Genomic DNA, 18,298 nt, shown 5'->3' with positions numbered 1-18,298 from the left:
TCGTCGATTTCGAAACCCGCGCTCGCGCTCGCGGATGTCACCTGCACGTTCTCGTCGCGCGAGAGTCGCAAGGACCGCTATACCGCGGTCCGCGACACGAGCCTTGCGATCGCGCCGGGCGAGTTCGTCTCCGTCGTCGGGCCGACCGGCTGCGGCAAGTCCACGCTGCTCAACGTGTCGGCGGGGCTGCTCGAACCTTCGTCGGGCACGGTGAGCGTGTTCGGCGAAACGCTGAAAGGCATCAACCGGCGCGCGGGCTACATGTTCCAGGCCGATGCGCTGATGCCCTGGCGCTCGGCGCTCGACAACGTGACGGCCGGCCTCGTGTTCCGCGGCGTGCCGAAGGCCGAAGCCGATGCGCGCGGCGAGGAGTGGTTAAAGCGCGTGGGTCTCGGCGGCTTCGGCGATCGCTATCCGCATCAGCTGTCGGGCGGCATGAGAAAGCGCGTCGCGATGGCGCAGACGCTCATCCTCGATCCCGACATCATCCTGATGGACGAGCCGTTCTCCGCGCTGGACATTCAAACGCGCCAGTTGATGGAAAACGAACTGCTCGACCTGTGGGCCGCGAAGCGCAAGGCCGTGCTCTTCATCACGCACGATCTCGACGAGGCGATCTCGATGTCCGACCGCGTCGTCGTGCTGGCGGCGGGGCCGGGCACGCATCCGATCGGCGAATTCGTGATCGATCTGCCGCGCCCGCGCGATGTCGCCGAGATCCGCTCGCATCCGCGCTTCGTCGAACTGCATGCGCAGATCTGGGGCGTGCTGCGCGAGGAAGTGTTGAAGGGCTATCAGCAGCAACTGAAGCCCGCCGCTGAATAAGACAATACGATCATGTGGAACAAGCTGCGCCCGAATCGAGCGAATCTCATCGTGTGGCAATGGCTGTTGCTGCTCGCGTGCTTCGTGCTGTGGTACGCGCTGACGAGCCCGACGCTTCTGCCGCCTTTCTATTTCGACGACGCCAACAAGGCCGCGTTCTTCTTCGGCGAGCCGCAGAAGGTGCTCGTGCGCATCTGGGAGTGGTTCACGGGCGGCGAGATTTACATCCATCTTTGGGTGACGCTGATCGAAACCGTGCTGGCGTTCGTCATCGGCACCGTGTTCGGGCTCGGCGTGGGACTGTGGCTCGCGCTCGCGCCCACGACGAGCGCGCTCCTCGATCCCTACATCAAGGCCGCCAACTCGATGCCGCGCGTGATTCTCGCGCCGATCTTCGCGGTGTGGTTCGGGCTCGGCATCTGGTCGAAGGTCGCGCTCGGCGTGACGCTCGTGTTTTTCATCGTGTTCTTCAACGTCTATCAGGGCGTGAAGGAAGTGAGCCCGGTCGTGCTCGCCAACGCACGCATGCTCGGCGCGAATCGCAAGCAGTTGCTGCGCTACGTCTATTTGCCGAGCGCGACGAGCTGGGTGTTTTCCAGCCTGCATACGTCGGTGGGGCTGGCGTTCGTCGGCTCGGTGGTGGGCGAGTATCTCGGCTCGGCGCGCGGCGTCGGCTATCTGATTCTCCAGGCCGAAGGCACCTTCGACATCAACACGGTGTTCGCGGGCATCCTCGTGCTGACCGCGTTCGCGCTGGTGCTCGACGGCCTCGTCGCGCTGGTCGAGCGACGGCTCATGAAGTGGCAGCCGAAAAGCGGGGAAACCGAGAAGCTCTGACGCGCGCGCGTCACGGCTCGATCACGATCTTGCCGGTCACGCGCCGATTCATCATGTCGTCGAGGGCGCGTGGCGTGTCATCGAGCGAATAGCGTTTCGTGACGACGGGGCGCAGCTTGCCCGCCTTGATCCAGTCGACCATCGTCGCGAATTCCTGATCGGCGACCGCGTGTTCGCGCTGCATGTGACCGCCCCAGAACACGCCCACGATGCTCGCGCCTTTCAGCAGCGCGAGATTGAGCGGCAGCTTCGGAATCTCGCCGTTCGCGAAGCCGACGACCAGATATCGCCCGCGCCAGCCGATGCTTCGAAACGCGGGTTCCGCATACGCGCCGCCGACGGGATCGAAAATGACATCCGGCCCGTTGCCGCCGGTCAGCGCCTTGACGCGCTCGCGCAAGTCTTCTTTCGCGTAGTCGATGACATCGTCCGCGCCATGCTCGCGACAGAACGCGAGCTTCTCCGCGCTCGATGCCGCCGCGATCACGCGCGCGCCGACGATCTTGCCGATCTGGATCGCCGCAATACCGACGCCGCCGGCCGCGCCGAGCACGAGCAGCGTGTCGCCGGCCTTGAGTTGCCCACGATCGACGAGCGCGTGATACGACGTGCCGTACGCGAGCGTGAACGCGGCGGCGTCGGCGAGATCGACGTCATCGGGCAAGACGATGCAATCCGCTTCCTTCGCACGCGCCTGCTCGGCGAACGCGCCTTGCGCGGTATAGGCGGCCACACGCATGCCCGGCGACAGGCGTGTGACGCCCGCGCCCACCTCGCGCACGATGCCCGCGAACTCCGCGCCGGGCGTGAACGGCAGCGGCGGCTTGAACTGGTATTTGTTCTGGATGATGAGCACGTCGGGGAAGTTCACGCTCGCCGCTTTCACGTCGATGACGACTTCGCCCGCTTCCGGATGCAGGTCGGCCAGCGTTTCGATCGAAAGGGTGTCGGGTAGTCCGTGTTGGTTGCATCGTACGGCGCGCATCGCGTCTCCTTGTCCGGGTCTCGTGCAAGCGTTGAAGTGGGCTCAGTGTAGGGCAGCGACGTCGTCGGGAGCGAGCTTTCGAGTCGTCGTCGCGCCACTTTCCTCGGTTACAATCGTCGGATGCGAATCCTACTCAGCAACGACGACGGTTATCTGGCGCGCGGCATCAATGTGCTGCACGAGGTCCTGCAGCCGCTCGGCGAAGTGACGGTGATGGCGCCCGAGCAGAACTGCAGCGGCTCGTCCAACTCGCTTACGCTGTCGCGGCCCTTGAGCGTTCATCAGGCGCCCAACGGTTTCAACTTCGTGAACGGTACGCCGACCGATTCCGTGCACATCGCGCTCACCGGCATGCTCGAGCATCAGCCGGATCTCGTCGTGTCGGGTATCAACAACGGGCAGAACGTCGGCGAGGACACGCTGTACTCGGGCACGGTCGCGGCCGCCACCGAAGGCTTCATGTTCGGCATTCCCGCCATCGCGTTTTCGCTCGTCGGGCGCGACTGGCTTCATCTCGAAGACGCGGCGCGCGTCGCCGCCGAGATCGTCGCGCATTTCCTCGAACATCCGATGCCGGGCCATCCGTTGCTGAACGTGAACATCCCGAGCCTGCCTTACGATCAGCTCGGCGCATGGACCGTGACGCGCCTCGGCAAGCGTCATCCTTCGCAGCCGGTGATTCGCCAGAGCGATCCGCGCGGCAACCCGATCTACTGGATCGGCCCGTCGGGCGATGCACTCGACGCGAGCGAAGGCACCGATTTCCACGCGGTCGCGAACGGCTTCGTTTCGATCACCCCGCTGCAACTCGATCTCACTCATACGAAGCTCATGGCCGAGACGCGCGAATGGGCGCGGGCCGGGAGCGGTCGCACATGAGCGACGAGCGCGCCAAGCGCTTTCCGCTGGCGCTCGCGGATCTGGTTCGCGAGCCGCGCAAGTCCGCGAGCCGTCCGCAGGATGCGCGCGGCAAGCAAGCCGCCGTTTCAGCGCTCAAGTCGTCGACGCCCGCGCAACCGGCCAAGCCGGGACCATCGCGCGCGGCGAACGCACCGATGAAGAATCCCGCGACGGCGGCGGCATCCGCGAAGCCGGCCACTTCGGTTTTTCCGGCGCGTTCCGGCGCGAAGCCCGCAACTGGCGCGAAACCGGTTCCGTCCGCGAGCAAGAACGCGACGACGCATCATGCGTCTCACGCCCCGCGCACGAGCGCCTTGCGCCCGGCCGCGCGTCCCGCCGAGCGCGATCTGAACGCCACCGCCACCGCACCGAAAAAAGGCGCCCCCAATGTCGCGCTGGCGAGCACGCAGACGCTCACGTCGGAACGGGTGCGCGAGCGCATGGTCGAACGCCTGCGATCGAACGGCGTGACCGATCCGCGCGTGCTCAACGCGATGTCGGTGGTGCCGCGCCACATGTTCGTCGATCCGGGGCTCGCCGCGCAGGCTTACGAAGACGCCGCGCTGCCGATCGGTCATCACCAGACCATCTCGAAGCCGTCCGTCGTGGCGCGCATGATCGAACTGGTCGCGACGGGGCGGGCGTTGACCAAGGTGCTGGAGATCGGCACAGGTTGCGGTTATCAGGCGGCGGTGCTGTCGCAGGTCGCCACAGAGGTTTATTCGATCGAGCGTGTGCGTCCGCTGTCGGAGCGCGCGAAGCTCAACCTTCGGCCGTTGCGCGTGCCGAACATCAGGCTGCATTACGGCGACGGCCGCCTGGGCTTGCCCGCGGCCGCGCCCTTCGACGCAATCGTGATCGCCTGCGCGGGCCTCGACGTGCCGCAGGCTCTGCTGGATCAACTGGCGGTGGGCGGCAAGCTCGTCGCGCCGGTCGGATCGCAGGCCGCGCAGTCGCAGGTGCTGACGCTCGTCACGCGCGTGTCGGCGACGCAATGGCGGGAAGAGCAGCTCGATCGCGTCTTTTTTGTACCCTTAAAATCCGGAGTGATTTGACCCGATGAGTATCCTGCGTGCTTTGCAAGAAGGAAGTGCAGGCCAACGCCTGAACGCGGCGCAGCGCGGCGTGTGTGTGCTGGCGTTGTCCGCGCTGGCGGCGTGTTCGACGCGCATGGACATGGCGCCGGTCGTCGACAGAACGGGCGCGCCCATCGGCACGACGGCGGCCCAGACGCCGGACAACGGTCCGCCGCCGCCGGGCTATTACCGTGTGAAACCGGGCGACACCCTATATCGGATCGCACTGGAAAACGGTCAGAATTATCACGATATCGCGACGTGGAACAACCTGACCAACCCGAATCAGATCGAAGTCGGCCAGCTGATGCGCGTGGCGCCTCCGGGTGCGAATCTCGCGGCGGCGACGCCCGGTGTGGCCACTGCGCCGATCGTGGGTGGAGGCGTGCAGACGCAGCCGCTCAACGGCGCGACCGGCTCTGCGACGCCGCAGCCGGGCGCGACCGCGCAGCCGCCGTATTACGGTGCGAATTCGGGCATGGGCGCCGCGCCCGGAACGGCCGGTGCGGCGGCGGGCATGGCATCGGCGCCCGGCGTGCCGGCTGTGCCTGGCGCGGATGCGAACGCGACGGCGCCCACGGGCCAGCCGGCGTTCATCTGGCCTGCGCGCGGACCGATCCTCGGCACGTTCGATGACGCGAAGAACAAGGGTTTGAATATTGGCGGTGCGGCGGGAGATCCGGTCAACGCGTCGGCGGACGGACGAGTGGTTTACTCCGGAAATGGGCTGCGCGGCTACGGCAATCTCATTATCATCAAACATGACGCGACTTTTCTCACCGCGTACGCACATAACCGCGCTTTGATGGTAAAAGAAGGGGACGCGGTAACTAAAGGGCAGAAGATCGCTGAGATGGGGAACAGCGATTCGGACCGCGTGATGTTGCATTTCGAAGTTCGCCGGCAGGGAAAACCTGTTGACCCACTGAAGTATTTGCCGCCGCAATAAAGCGAAACCATCATGCCAAAAACGAAGCGCCGCCTGCCGCAAGCCGAGACTGAGACGATCAGCCGACCTTTGCAAGTGTCGGTGGAGGACGGTGCTTCGACTCATGATGACGACATCGATAACGTCGATGTCGAGGTCGACTCCGAGGAAGAAGGCGGCAGCCGGGGAAAGAGCAGCGACGAACCGGGTGAAGGCGCAAACGATTCCGCTCCCGACGCGGACGATTTCCGCTCGCTTTTGCAGGCCGAACTCACGGCCGACACCATTCAGCATTACCTGAACCGCATCAGCGTGAAGCCGCTGCTTACCGTCGAGGAAGAGCAGCGCTACTCGCGGCTCGCGAAGGCGGGGGAATTCGAGGCGCGGCAGGTGATGATCGAGCGCAATCTGCGGCTCGTCGTCAGCATCGCGAAGGGATATTTGAATCGCGGCGTGCCGTTGCTCGATCTGATCGAGGAAGGCAACCTCGGCCTCATGCACGCCATCGAGAAATTCGATCCGACGCGCGGCTTCAGGTTTTCGACCTACGCCACCTGGTGGATCCGCCAGAGCATCGAACGCGCGATCATGAACCAGGCGCGCACGGTGCGGCTGCCGGTGCACGTGATCCGCGAACTCAATCAGGTGCTGCGCGCGAAGCGCCATCTGGAAAAAAATTCCGCCAATTCGAACGACAGCGTCGCACCCGAGCGGCGCGACGCGAGCATCGACGACATCGCCTACCTCACCGGCAAGACGCCGGAGGAAGTCACCGATATCCTCGCGCTCAACGAGCACACGGCTTCGCTCGACGCACCGCTCGACCTCGATCCGGGCAGCAGCCTGCTCGATCTTCTCTCCGACGACCAGAGTCAGTCGCCGGATGCTGAAGTGCAGCATCGCGAGCTCGAATCGCTGACGCGCCTGTGGCTGTCGCGCCTGTCCGATAAACACCGGCATGTGATCGAGCGGCGTTTCGGGCTGAACCATATCGAGCCCGCGACGCTCGAAGAACTCGCCGACGAAATGGGCCTCACGCGCGAGCGTGTGCGCCAGATCCAGCAAGAGGCGCTCGTGCGGCTCAAGCGCTTTTTCGCCTCCAACGGCGTTCGCAAGGACGCCGTGCTTTAACGCTTTGACGACGCCCGGCACCGGCAGGGCGTCGCGTTCCAGGATTCAATGACACCGATTCTTGTTTTCGACATCGAAACGATCCCCGATGTCGACGGCATTCGCCGTCTCGAAGATTTGCCCGACGATCTTTCCGACCGCGAGGTGGCCGAACATGCGTTCGAGGCGCGCCGCGAGCGCGTCGGCAACGACTTTCTGCCGCATCATCTGCAGCGCGTCGCGGCGATTTCCTGCGTGTTTCGCGACAACAGCGGCTTTCGCGTGCGCTCGCTCGGCACGACCGCCGATGGCGAGGCCGCGCTCATCCAGTCGTTTTATCGCGTGATCGAGAAGTACACGCCGCAACTCGTGTCGTGGAACGGCGGCGGCTTCGATCTGCCCGTGCTGCATTACCGCGCGCTGGTGCACGGCATCGCCGCGCCGCGTTACTGGGATCTCGGTCAGGAAGACCGCGAATTCAAGTTCAACAACTACATCAGCCGCTATCACATGCGGCACATCGACCTGATGGACGTGCTCGCGATGTATCAGGCGCGCGCGAACGCGCCGCTCGATGCGCTCGCGAAGCTGTGCGGCTTTCCCGGCAAGCTCGGCATGGACGGCGGCAAGGTCTGGGACGCGTATTGCGACGGACAGATCGACGAAATCCGCAACTATTGCGAGACCGATGTCGTCAATACGTATCTGATGTACTGTCGTTTTCAGATGATGCGCGGCGGCTTCACGCCCGGCGAGTACGCCGACGAAATCAACTTCGTGAAGAACGCGCTCGCGCAGGAATCGTCGCCGCATTGGGCCGAGTATCTCGCGGCGTTCGGGAACTAGGCGCGGCGGCGTCGTGACGTTCGTCTACAATCTCGCCTTTGCCAATTCGTTAGCCAGGAAGTACGCAGGTGTCTGAAGCCGCTCGCAAAACCCAGAATCGCCGCCGCGCCGCGCCGGCGAAGTTCGTCACACCCGATCCCGACTTCGTCGCGCCCGAGCTCGAAATCGAGTCGCTCGATATGGAAGCGCGCGGCGTAGGCCGCACGGTCAACGAGAACGGCGAGCCGGGCAAGGTCATCTTCGTCGAAGGCGCGCTGCCGGGCGAACGAGTGAGCTATTCGAGCTTTCGCAAAAAGCCGAGCTTCGAGCAGGCGCAGGTGGTGAGCGTGCTGCGCGAGAGCGTGATCCGCGCGAAGCCGAAGTGCCAGTTTTTCGGCATCTGCGGCGGCTGCTCGATGCAGCATCTCGACGTGCGCGCGCAAATCGCGGTGAAGCAGCGCGTTCTCGAGGACAGCCTGCAACATCTGTCGAAGCTGCGCGCGGAAACCATGTTCCGGCCGATTCACGGGCCGTCGTGGGGCTATCGCTATCGCGCGCGCCTGACCGTGCGGCACGTCGAAAAGAAGGGCGGCGTGCTGGTCGGCTTTCACGAGCGCAAGAGCAGCTATGTCGCCGATATGACGAGCTGCGAAGTGCTGCCGCCGCACGTTTCCGCGATGCTCGTGCCGCTGCGTCATCTGGTGGCGGGCTTGTCGATCCGGGACCGCATGCCGCAGATCGAGCTCGCGGTCGGATCGGACGTGACGGCGCTCGTGTTGCGCATTCTGGAGCCGCTGACCGAAGCCGACGAAGCGCTGCTGCGCACCTTCGCCGACGAACACGACGTTCAATGGTGGCTCCAGCCGAAGGGGCCGGATACCGTCTATCAATTTTATCCGCTGGATCGCGAACTGGCGTACACGCTGCCGGAATTCGATATCCGCATGCCGTTCAAGCCGACCGATTTCACGCAGGTGAATCACCAGATCAATCGCGTGCTGGTGAGCCGTGCGCTCAGCCTGCTCGCACCGCAAAAGTCGGATCGCGTGCTGGATCTGTTCTGCGGCATCGGCAATTTCACGCTGCCGCTCGCGCGCGTGTCGCGTGAAGTCGTCGGAATCGAAGGCAGCGAGGCGCTGACGACCCGCGCGCTGGAGAACGCGAAGGCGAACGGCGTCGATGGGCACACGTCGTTCGCGTGCCGCAATCTGTTCGAAGTCACCGCCGACGACCTGCGCGCGCTCGGTCAATTCGACAAATTTCTCATCGATCCGCCGCGCGAAGGCGCGCTCGCCGTTTCGAAGGCGCTCGCGGACATCGCCCAGTCCGGCGATGGGCCGTTGCCGGAGCGCATCGTTTATGTGTCGTGCAACCCGGCGACGCTCGCGCGCGACGCCGGCCTGCTCGTGCACGAAGCGGGTTACCGGATGAAGGGCGCGGGCGTGGTGAACATGTTCCCGCACACGTCGCACGTGGAGTCGATCGCGTTGTTCGAGCGTGATTGATTCGAATGAAGCAGACGCAAAAAAACCGGCCCGAAGGCCGGTTTTTTTATTGCCCCGGCAAGAACCGAAGCTTAATTGCGGTTGCCGCCGAAAATGCCGAGCAGCGCCAGCAGGTTCGTGAACACGTTGTACAGGTCGAGGTAGATCGCGAGCGTCGCGCTGATGTAGTTCGTCTCGCCGCCATTCACCACGCGCTGAACGTCGAATAGCATGTACGCCGAGAAGATCACGATGGCGAGCACGGAGATCGTCATCATCAGGGCCGGCAACTGCAGGAAGATGTTCGCGAACGCAGCGAGCAGAATGACGATCACGCCCATGAACAGGAACTTGCCCAGACCCGAGAAATCGCGCTTGCTGACGGTGGCGATGGTCGCCATCGCGGCGAATATCACGCCCGTGCCGCCGAACGCCATCATGATGAGCTGCGGCCCGTTCGAAAAGCCCAGAATGAAGCTCAGCAGGCGCGAGAGCATCAAGCCCATGAAGAACGTGAAGCCGAGCAGGACGAGCACGCCCATCCCGCTTTCCTTGGTTTTCTCGATGGCGAACATGAAGCCGAACGCGATCGCAAGGAACGCGATGAAGCTCATCGCCGGGCTGGTGGCCGCGAACAGCGAGAAGCCCGTCGCGACGCCGACCCACGCGCCGAGCACCGTCGGCACCATCGAGAGAGCGAGCAGCCAGTAGGTGTTGCGCAACACGCGGTTGCGTACCTCGACCGAGGTGACGCTGCCATTACGGCCAAAGCTGTAGGGTGATTCGTTCATGGTTTCTCCTTGCTCCAATTGTCTGTCGTTCGGTCTTCCCGCGACATCCGTCACACACGAATGATAAGGTGCGCGGACTTAAGCCAGTATTAGGACCGCTTCGCTGCGCCAGCCGCCCGCGCAGTCCCCGTTGCAATGCGGCGTTCGGCTCCAATATGGCCCCGGCGCGCGCCGATTTCAATAGTTCCAAAGGCTGATTCGGCCGTCCGGACGTTTAAGTCCTCGCAGGGTTTGATTCTTACGATGCCGTAAGGTTTCAATCGCAATCATACCTTGCTTCGTGCTACAATTGTCGATTCGTTTTAATCCGTAAACCGTTCATTTTTTGGAGTTTTTCATGGCGATCGAGCGCACCCTGTCGATTATCAAGCCGGACGCGGTAGCAAAGAACGTTATCGGCCAGATCTACAGCCGTTTCGAGAACGCAGGTCTCAAGATCATTGCGTCGCGCATGGTTCATCTGTCGCGCGCCGACGCGGAAAAGTTCTACGCCGTGCACGCCGCGCGTCCGTTCTTCAAGGACCTCGTGGAATTCATGATTTCCGGCCCGGTCGTGATTCAGGTGCTGGAAGGCGAGAACGCAATCGCCAAGCACCGCGACCTGATGGGCGCGACCGATCCGAAGAAGGCGGACAAGGGCACGATCCGCGCCGACTTCGCCGACAGCATCGATGCGAACGCCGTGCATGGTTCGGACGCTGCTGAAACGGCGCGTCAGGAAGTCGCGTTCTTCTTCCCGGAAGTGAACGTCTACTCGCGTTAATTTTCGCGTTGTACCGCGCGTCGGTCTGTTGGCCGCCGCGCGCATCGCGCCTCGACGCAGAAACAAGCAGTTGAAAGAAGCAGGAATTGGCGCGAACGGTCCCGGGCGACACAGTCCGGGCTTCGCAATCTGAAATGGCAGAACTCGACATGACGAGCAGCACCACCGTCAATCTTCTCGATCTGGACGCCGCCGGGCTCACCGCGTATTGCGCGAGCCTGGGCGAAAAGCCGTTTCGCGCCAAGCAATTGCAGCGCTGGATCCACCAATACGGTGCCGACGATTTCGACGGCATGACGGATCTCGCGAAATCGCTGCGCGAAAAACTCAAGGGCCGCGCCAATATGGCGATGCCCGACATCATCAGCGACCACGTTTCCACCGACGGCACACGCAAGTGGCTGATCGACGTAGGCAACGGCAACGCGGTCGAAACCGTGTTCATCCCCGAAGAAACGCGCGGCACGCTGTGCGTGTCCTCGCAGGCGGGTTGCGCGGTGAATTGCCGGTTCTGTTCCACAGGCAAGCAGGGCTTTTCCCGCAACCTGACTACCGGCGAAATCATCGGCCAGTTGCGCATGGCGGAGTTCGCGCTGCGCAAGTCGCTCGGACGCGAAGTCGGCGGTCCGGGCAAGGGCGAGCGCGTCGTCACGAACGTCGTGATGATGGGCATGGGCGAGCCGATGCTCAACTATGACGCCGTCGTGCCGGCCATGCGTCTGATGCTCGACGACAACGCCTACGGTCTCTCGCGCCGCCGCGTGACGCTGTCCACCTCCGGCGTCGTGCCGATGATGGACCGTCTCGCCGCCGATCTGCCCGTGGCGCTGGCCGTATCGCTGCACGCGCCGAACGACCCGTTGCGCGACATGCTGGTGCCGCTGAACAAGAAGTACCCGCTGCGCGAATTGATGGCTGCGTGTCAGCGTTATCTGAAGGTCGCGCCGCGCGACTTCATCACGTTCGAATATTGCATGCTCGACGGCGTCAACGACACCGAAGCGCACGCGCGCGAACTGCTCGCCGTGACGCGCGACGTGCCGTGCAAGTTCAACCTTATTCCGTTCAATCCGTTCCCGGAATCGGGCCTGACGCGCTCCAAAAACGAGCAGATCAAGCGATTCGCGCAGGTTCTGATGGACGCGGGTGTCGTCACTACCGTGCGCAAGACGCGCGGCGACGACATCGACGCCGCCTGCGGCCAGCTCGCGGGCGCGGTGCAGGATCGCACGCGTCTTGCCGAACGCATGAGCCGCGCGGGCAGCAAGACTATCGAGGTGCGGGCGATCTGACGGTGTGCCTGAACTGAACGAAGCCGCAGCGAAAGGCGCAGCAAGCGTCGCGATACGGCACTAAAAGCCGAACATTTTGTTATAAAGCGGTCTGCAATGGCGCCGGAGTTGTATCGTTCACGTGGTTTATTCGAACCGAACAACGCAACAGCGCTATATGAAAGAATCGATGCGAGGAATTTGGCATGAGTGAGCCGCAGCACCCGACGCCTTTCGGCAGTCATTCCGGCAACCGGTCCGGCGGTCAGTACGACGGTCAGGCCGGCGCGGAAGGGGCGGCGTCGAATGCGAGCCAGGCGGGGCCTCTGGACTCGATACAGGCGGTCGGTGCGCGTCTCGCGCAGCTCCGTCAGGCGAAAGCATGGTCGATCGACGACGTCTCCGCGCGCCTCAAAGTTTCGCCGACAAAATTGCTCGCGCTCGAAGCGGGCGATATCAGTCACTTGCCCGATCGCACATTTGCCGCGGGCATCGTGCGGAGTTACGCGAAAATTCTGGGCGCCGATCCCGCGCCCTTCACGCAGGCTTTCCGGCGCGATGGCGGCGAGATCGAGCACAATCTGAAAGTGCCGGCATCGGCGGGCGGCGGGCTGCCGCGCGGTCGCGTGTCGGTGCCGCTCGGCAATTCGTCGAGCCGCAAGCGCTCGTGGATGTGGGGTGTCCTGGCAATCATCGTCGTTCTGGCGGCGCTCGTGACGTGGCATACCGGCGGCGAATCGAACAACTGGCTCGCGCGTCTGAAGGCGACCACGGGCGTGGGCTTGTCGTCGACATCGCCATCGCCGTCGAACGAACCGGCGGGCACATCGTCCGCGCAGACGCCCGACGAGGCAGCGGCCGCGAACACCGGAGAAGCATCGCTGCCCGAAGTGGCGGCCGCGCCCGGCGAGCAGCCGATGCCGCGTCCGCTCGGCACGAACGCGCTGCCGGCTTCGTCATCGACGTTGTCGGCGGTGCAGGGCGCGAGCGCGCCGGCTGCCGCGAACCCTGCATCGGCTGCGAAGACCGCGCCGGCTGTGGCGGCGGCGTCCGCGCCTGCCGTCGCGGGCAGCGGCTCGGGCGCGATCGAGTTAAAAGTGAAGGAAGATAGCTGGTTCAGCGTGCGCGGCAAGGACGGCAAGGAACTCTATTCCGGCCTCGTCCGTGCGGGCAGCACGCAGCGCGTGGAAGGCGAGGCGCCGTTCAAGGTGACCGTCGGCAACGTGAAGGGCGTCGAATCGTTGTCGGTCGACGACGAACCCGTCGATGCCAAGCGCTATTCGTCCGCACGCGGAAACGTCGCGCGTCTCTCGCTGCCTTGAGTCGGCGAGGTCGATCGGTTCGCTGAGCGGCGAACAAGTCAGGGGCGTCACGGTGTAAGCCGTGTCGCCCGTTCGAGGTTCCATACACGCAACCCGGCGCCGCATCGGCGAAAAGGTTGCCAAAGGGTTTTTCGATGCAATCCGAAGCTCAATCCCTGATCAGCAGCAAGATTTGTTCGACCGAGCCGGTCTTCGGCGGTCCGTTGACGCGCCGCGCATCGCACGCGGTCGATGTGCGCTGGGGCGGACAGCTCGTGACGATCGGCGGCGACGCGCCCGTGCGCGTCCAGTCGATGACCAACACCGACACCGCCGACGCGATCGGCACCGCCATCCAGATCAAGGAACTGGCGCAAGCCGGCTCCGAACTCGTGCGCATCACGGTGAACACGCCGGAAGCGGCCGCGGCCGTGCCGCATGTCCGTGAGCAACTCGATCGCATGGGCGTGACCGTGCCGCTCGTCGGCGACTTCCATTACAACGGGCATCTGTTGCTGCGCGACTATCCCGCGTGCGCGGAAGCGTTGTCGAAGTACCGCATCAATCCGGGCAACGTCGGCCAGGGCGCGAAGCGCGACACGCAATTCGCGCAAATGATCGAAGCCGCGATCAAATACGACAAGCCGGTGCGCATCGGCGTGAACTGGGGCAGTCTCGACCAGGATCTGCTCGCGCGCATGATGGACGAGAACGCCGCTCGCTCGACGCCGTGGGAACTGCAGAGCGTCATGTACGAGGCGCTGATTCAATCGGCGATCGGCTCTGCGGAACGCGCTGTCGAACTGGGTCTCGGCCGCGACAAGATCATCCTCTCGTGCAAGGTCAGCGGCGTGCAGGATCTGATCGCCGTGTACCGTGAACTCGCGAAGCGTTGCAGCTTCGCTCTGCACCTCGGCCTGACCGAAGCGGGCATGGGCTCGAAGGGCATCGTCGCGTCGACGGCGGCGCTTTCCGTGCTGCTGCAGGAAGGCATCGGCGACACGATTCGCATCTCGCTCACGCCTGAACCGGGCGGCGCGCGTACCGGCGAAGTCGTCGTCGGCCAGGAGATTTTGCAGACGATGGGCCTGCGCTCCTTCACGCCGATGGTCATCGCATGTCCCGGCTGCGGCCGCACGACGAGCACGCTGTTCCAGGAGCTCGCGTCGCAAATCCAGACCTACCTGCGCAGCTCGATGCCCACCTGGCGCGACCAGTACCCCGGCGTCGAGAAGATGCACGTCGCGGTGATGGGCTGCATCGTCAACGGACCGGGTGAATCCAAGCACGCGAACATCGGCATCAGCTTGCCGGGTTCGGGCGAGAATCCGGCCGCGCCCGTATTCGTCGACGGCGTGAAGGTGAAGACGCTGCGCGGCGAGCGCATCGCCGAGGAATTCCAGCAAATCGTCAGCGACTATGTCGAGCGCACCTACGGGCAAGGTGCAGCCACGCGTGAAGAGACGTCCACCGCAACCCTTTGAAGACAGATGACTGAACAGAAGAAACGGCTCGAGAAACTGAGCGGTGTGAAGGGCATGAACGACATCCTCCCGCAGGATGCCGCGTTGTGGGACTTCTTCGAAACCACCGTCAAGTCGATGCTGCGCGCATACGGCTATCAGAACATCCGCACGCCGATCGTCGAGCATACGCAGTTGTTCACGCGCGGTATCGGCGAAGTGACCGATATCGTCGAGAAAGAGATGTACAGCTTCACGGATGCGCTCAATGGCGAGCATCTGACGATGCGCCCGGAGAACACCGCGGCGGTCGTGCGCGCGACCATCGAGCACAACCTGCTGTACGACGGCCCCAAGCGCCTGTGGTACGTCGGCCCGATGTTCCGTCACGAGCGTCCGCAGCGCGGGCGTTATCGCCAGTTCCATCAGGTCGGCGTGGAAGCGCTCGGCTTCGCGGGTCCGGATACCGACGCCGAAATCATCATGATGTGCCAGCGTCTCTGGGACGATCTCGGGCTCACCGGCATTCGCCTCGAACTCAACTCGCTCGGTCAGGCGGAAGAGCGCGCGGCGCATCGCAAGGAACTGATCGCGTATCTGGAGAAGCATGCCGATTCGCTCGATGAAGAAGCGAAACGCCGTCTCTATACGAACCCGCTGCGCGTGCTCGACACGAAGAATCCGGCGATGCAGGAGATCGCGCAGAACGCGCCGAAGCTCGTCGATTTTCTGGGTGACGCGTCGCGCAAGCACTTCGAAGGCGTGCAGCGTCTGCTCAAGGCGAACAACATTCCGTTCAAGATCAATCCGCGTCTCGTGCGCGGCCTCGACTATTACAACCTCACCGTGTTCGAATGGGTCACCGACAAGCTCGGCGCCCAGGGCACGGTCGCGGGCGGCGGTCGCTACGATCCGCTCATCGAGCAACTCGGCGGCAAGCCGACGGCCGCGTGCGGCTGGGCGATGGGCGTCGAGCGCATCCTCGAGTTGCTGAAGGAAGAGCAACTCGTGCCGGAAGCCGAAGGCACGGACGTGTATGTCGTGCATCAGGGCGAAAAGGCGGCGGAGCACGCGTTCATCGTCGCCGAACGTCTGCGCGACACGGGCCTCGACGTCATCCTGCATTGCAGCCCGGACGGCGCGTCCGCGAGCTTCAAGTCGCAGATGAAGAAGGCCGACGCGAGCGGCGCGGCCTTCGCGGTCGTGCTCGGCGAGGACGAACTCGCGCAAGGCATGATCGGCGTCAAACCGCTGCGCCGTTCGGGCGACGAAACCTCCGACAGCCAAAAGAACGAGCAAGTGAACGTTCCGGCGGAAGACTTGACCGAATACCTAATCAATGCGATGGTTGCAACCGCCGATGACGAGGGCGCCTGAGATACAGGCCCATTTTGCCGTTCGCCGCGGTCCGGATCGACACAATCCGGCATCGCGCGCGGTGCTCGTTGAGGGAATTGAAACGCAGGAAGGAATAGCTGGACGATGAGCTATCACGACGAACAAGAATCACTTGAAAGCGTAAAGGCCTGGTGGGCCAAATGGGGTAACACCACGACGTGGGTTGTGCTCGTGGCGCTCGTCATTGGGGCCGGGTACAACGGATGGAATTTCTGGCAGCGTCGTCAGGCGGCCGAAGCATCGGTGCTCTACGACCATCTTCAGCAGGCAGTCAACGCCAACGATCAGGCGCTCGTCACGCGTGTTGCCACCGACATGGAAGACAAGTTCGGCGGCACGGGTTACGCGCAGATGAGCGCGCTCGCGGCCGCGAAATCGCTTTACATGGCGGGCAACACGGCGGGTGCGAAGACGCAGCTGCAATGGGCCATCGACCACGCGAAGGACGACGAGTACAAGCAGATCGCGAAGCTGCGTCTCGCGCTCGTCCTGCTCGACGAGAAGAACTACGACGCAGGCCTCAAGCTGCTCGCGGATCAACCGCTCGATGCGTTCAAGGGCGTGATCGCGGATCGCCGTGGCGACCTGCTCGCCGCGCAAGGCAAGCGCGACGACGCGCGCGCGGCCTACAAGGTCGCGCTCGAGACGCTGCCCGAGAACGACACGTCCGCGCGTCAATTGATCCAGTTCAAGCTCGATGCGCTCGGCGGCTGATCCGCATCGTTTCAATCGGTATCGATCGATCCTGCACATCAGTCAATCAAGCCGCCCGCCACGGCGTCGCGATGCAGCGACGCGGCGGCCGGCGCCGATCAACCCAATTCACCAATTCATGTTGCGTCCACCGATGACTTTTTTGAAACGCTACGCCGTGCCGCTCACTTGCGCGATGACCGTCTTGCTGGCCGCCTGCTCGTCGACCAAGGATGAACGCCGCGTGCCGACACCGCTCGCGGACTTCAAGCCGGTGTTGAGCGTCAACCAGACGTGGAAGGCGAGCGTCGGCAAGGCGGGCCGGTATCTGTTCTCGCCGGTCGCGGTCGGCGATTACGTCTTCGCCGCGGGCACGAACGGCACCGTCGCCAAAATCGATGCGAAGACCGGTCAGGACGTCTGGCGCATCAAGCTCAAGGACGATCTGTCCGCGGGCGTCGGCAGCGATGGCAATCTCACGGCCGTGGGCGGTCTGAAGGGCCAGGTCGACGTGCTCGGCTCCGACGGCAAGCTGCTGTGGACGGCCACGGCGCCCGGCGAGATCGTCTCGCCGCCGCTCGTCGGCAACGATCTCGTGATCGTGCGCACGATCGACGGCAAGGTCATCGCGTTCAACGCGCAGACGGGCGAGCAAAGGTGGGTCTTTCAGTTGCGCGCCGTGCCTTTGAACCTGCGTGTCGCGGCGGGCATGACGTTCGCCGGCAATCAGGCGGTGCTCGCGGGCTTCCCCGGCGGCACGTTCGCGGCGATCAACCTGCAAACGGGCGATGCGTACTGGCAGGCGCCGGTGTCGTATCCGAAGGGCGTGACCGAAGTCGAGCGTATCAACGACGTGACCGGCGCGCCGGGACTCGTCGGCGCGCAGACCTGCGCGGTGACGTTCCAGGGCCGCATCGGCTGCTTCGATGCGAACTCGGGCCAGCCGGTGTGGGAAAAGAATTTCTCGAGCGACAGCGGCCTCGCGCAAGACGAGCAGATCGTCGCGGCGGGCGACGACTGGTCGGTCGTGAACGCGTTCCGCGCGACGGACGGCTCGCAGATCTGGAAGACGGATACGCTGAAGAACCGCAGCGTCAGCGTGCCGTACATTCTGGGCCGTGCGGTCGTCGTGGGCGACTATCAGGGCTTCGTGCACTTCCTGAACACGGAAAACGGCCAGATCATCGGCCGCGCACCGACCGACGGCAGCGCGATCACCGCGGCGCCTGTGCTGGCGGGCAACACGCTCGTCGTGCAGACGCATGACGGCGATCTCTACGGTTTCCGTCCGGGCAACTGAGTGAAAACCGGGCTGCGAGCGCGTGACGCGCACTCGCAGCCTTGAGCAGCAAAGCGCGCCGTCGATGTCCGGCGGCGCGGCAGGCTCGCCACGACGAGCCGCACGAGAAAGAAGCGTCGCGCCGCGCGCGCATCGCGATAAAACCCGCCTGCAAAAGCAGGGTAGAAGAACGAGCGCGTCGTGCGAAGGCGCCGCGCAAGACGAGCCTCGAACGAGGCAAGACCGGCGAACGACCGCCGATCATCCGGCCAACCGACGCGCCTCGCGTGCGGCAAGCCGAATCCATGCTAATTTGCGACAAGCGCAGCCATTGCGCGGCGTAGCGGAACGCAACGAGACGTTTCTACC

At 64.0% G+C, this 18,298-nt stretch carries 17 protein-coding genes; 15 read left to right on the top strand and 2 right to left on the bottom strand.

Going from position 1 to position 18,298, the window contains the following annotated elements:
• Positions 1-6 precede the first annotated feature (6 nt).
• Both QCE73_RS07870 and QCE73_RS07865 read left to right on the top strand, forming a co-directional pair.
• Entirely contained in the window at positions 7-825 is an 819-nt protein-coding gene (locus QCE73_RS07870; protein ID WP_309881941.1) for an ABC transporter ATP-binding protein, read from the top strand.
• 12 nt (positions 826-837) lie between these two features.
• Positions 838-1,662, top strand: coding sequence for an ABC transporter permease (locus tag QCE73_RS07865; protein ID WP_035501024.1), 825 nt, complete (start codon positions 838-840; stop codon positions 1,660-1,662).
• A 10-nt stretch (positions 1,663-1,672) separates the two neighbouring features.
• Here the strand turns inward: QCE73_RS07865 and QCE73_RS07860 are convergent, their stop codons facing one another.
• On the bottom strand, positions 1,673-2,647 hold the full coding sequence (locus QCE73_RS07860; RefSeq protein ID WP_309880542.1) for an NADPH:quinone oxidoreductase family protein: 975 nt from the start codon (positions 2,645-2,647) through the stop codon (positions 1,673-1,675).
• A 120-nt stretch (positions 2,648-2,767) separates the two neighbouring features.
• Here QCE73_RS07860 and surE point away from each other — a divergent pair, with 120 nt between their 5' ends.
• The 6 genes from surE (at position 2,768) to rlmD (ending at position 8,991) form a co-directional block, all read left to right on the top strand.
• Positions 2,768-3,526 (top strand): 5'/3'-nucleotidase SurE, encoded by a 759-nt coding sequence (gene surE, locus QCE73_RS07855; protein WP_035501021.1) that lies wholly within the window; start codon positions 2,768-2,770, stop codon positions 3,524-3,526.
• A complete protein-coding gene (locus QCE73_RS07850) occupies positions 3,523-4,602 on the top strand; it encodes a protein-L-isoaspartate(D-aspartate) O-methyltransferase (RefSeq protein WP_035501155.1) in 1,080 nt (359 codons plus the stop codon). The genes surE and QCE73_RS07850 overlap by 4 nt, the downstream gene beginning before the upstream one ends.
• A 4-nt stretch (positions 4,603-4,606) precedes the next feature.
• Positions 4,607-5,572 carry a peptidoglycan DD-metalloendopeptidase family protein gene (locus QCE73_RS07845; protein WP_309880541.1) on the top strand — a complete coding sequence of 322 codons (966 nt, stop codon included), beginning with the start codon at positions 4,607-4,609 and terminating at the stop codon, positions 5,570-5,572.
• A gap of 12 nt (positions 5,573-5,584) precedes the next feature.
• Positions 5,585-6,682: an RNA polymerase sigma factor RpoS gene (rpoS, locus tag QCE73_RS07840; RefSeq protein ID WP_035501017.1), complete on the top strand. Its 1,098-nt coding sequence runs from the start codon at positions 5,585-5,587 to the stop codon at positions 6,680-6,682.
• A gap of 48 nt (positions 6,683-6,730) precedes the next feature.
• On the top strand, positions 6,731-7,507 hold the full coding sequence (locus QCE73_RS07835; protein WP_309880540.1) for a 3'-5' exonuclease: 777 nt from the start codon (positions 6,731-6,733) through the stop codon (positions 7,505-7,507).
• Between the two features lie 179 nt (positions 7,508-7,686).
• Entirely contained in the window at positions 7,687-8,991 is a 1,305-nt protein-coding gene (gene rlmD, locus QCE73_RS07830) for a 23S rRNA (uracil(1939)-C(5))-methyltransferase RlmD (protein WP_404989765.1), read from the top strand.
• Positions 8,992-9,062: 71 nt separating this feature from the next.
• Here rlmD and QCE73_RS07825 read toward each other — a convergent pair whose 3' ends face one another.
• Positions 9,063-9,761 (bottom strand): Bax inhibitor-1/YccA family protein, encoded by a 699-nt coding sequence (locus QCE73_RS07825; protein ID WP_035501012.1) that lies wholly within the window; start codon positions 9,759-9,761, stop codon positions 9,063-9,065.
• Positions 9,762-10,098: 337 nt separating this feature from the next.
• Between QCE73_RS07825 and ndk the strand changes: the two genes are divergently transcribed.
• The 7 genes from ndk (at position 10,099) to bamB (ending at position 17,950) form a co-directional block, all read left to right on the top strand.
• Entirely contained in the window at positions 10,099-10,524 is a 426-nt protein-coding gene (gene ndk / locus QCE73_RS07820; RefSeq protein WP_062605519.1) for a nucleoside-diphosphate kinase, read from the top strand.
• Positions 10,525-10,673: 149 nt separating this feature from the next.
• Positions 10,674-11,816 carry a 23S rRNA (adenine(2503)-C(2))-methyltransferase RlmN gene (rlmN, locus tag QCE73_RS07815; RefSeq protein WP_035501154.1) on the top strand — a complete coding sequence of 381 codons (1,143 nt, stop codon included), beginning with the start codon at positions 10,674-10,676 and terminating at the stop codon, positions 11,814-11,816.
• A 185-nt stretch (positions 11,817-12,001) separates the two neighbouring features.
• Entirely contained in the window at positions 12,002-13,117 is a 1,116-nt protein-coding gene (locus QCE73_RS07810; protein WP_309880536.1) for a RodZ domain-containing protein, read from the top strand.
• Between the two features lie 134 nt (positions 13,118-13,251).
• Positions 13,252-14,580: a flavodoxin-dependent (E)-4-hydroxy-3-methylbut-2-enyl-diphosphate synthase gene (ispG, locus tag QCE73_RS07805; RefSeq protein WP_035501007.1), complete on the top strand. Its 1,329-nt coding sequence runs from the start codon at positions 13,252-13,254 to the stop codon at positions 14,578-14,580.
• 6 nt (positions 14,581-14,586) lie between these two features.
• The gene (hisS, locus tag QCE73_RS07800) at positions 14,587-15,936 is read left to right on the top strand and encodes a histidine--tRNA ligase (protein WP_035501006.1); all 1,350 of its coding nucleotides are present in this window, start codon (positions 14,587-14,589) and stop codon (positions 15,934-15,936) included.
• A gap of 105 nt (positions 15,937-16,041) precedes the next feature.
• Entirely contained in the window at positions 16,042-16,671 is a 630-nt protein-coding gene (locus QCE73_RS07795) for a tetratricopeptide repeat protein (RefSeq protein WP_035501005.1), read from the top strand.
• A gap of 133 nt (positions 16,672-16,804) precedes the next feature.
• Positions 16,805-17,950: an outer membrane protein assembly factor BamB gene (gene bamB, locus QCE73_RS07790; RefSeq protein ID WP_309880535.1), complete on the top strand. Its 1,146-nt coding sequence runs from the start codon at positions 16,805-16,807 to the stop codon at positions 17,948-17,950.
• Positions 17,951-18,298: the final 348 nt, after the last annotated feature.

The sequence above is a fragment of the Caballeronia sp. LZ029 genome, assembly GCF_031451275.1.
Taxonomy (GTDB): domain Bacteria; phylum Pseudomonadota; class Gammaproteobacteria; order Burkholderiales; family Burkholderiaceae; genus Caballeronia; species Caballeronia jiangsuensis.
Note: the sequence above shows the minus strand (reverse complement) of the source record. Positions and strands in the feature narration are given on the sequence as shown.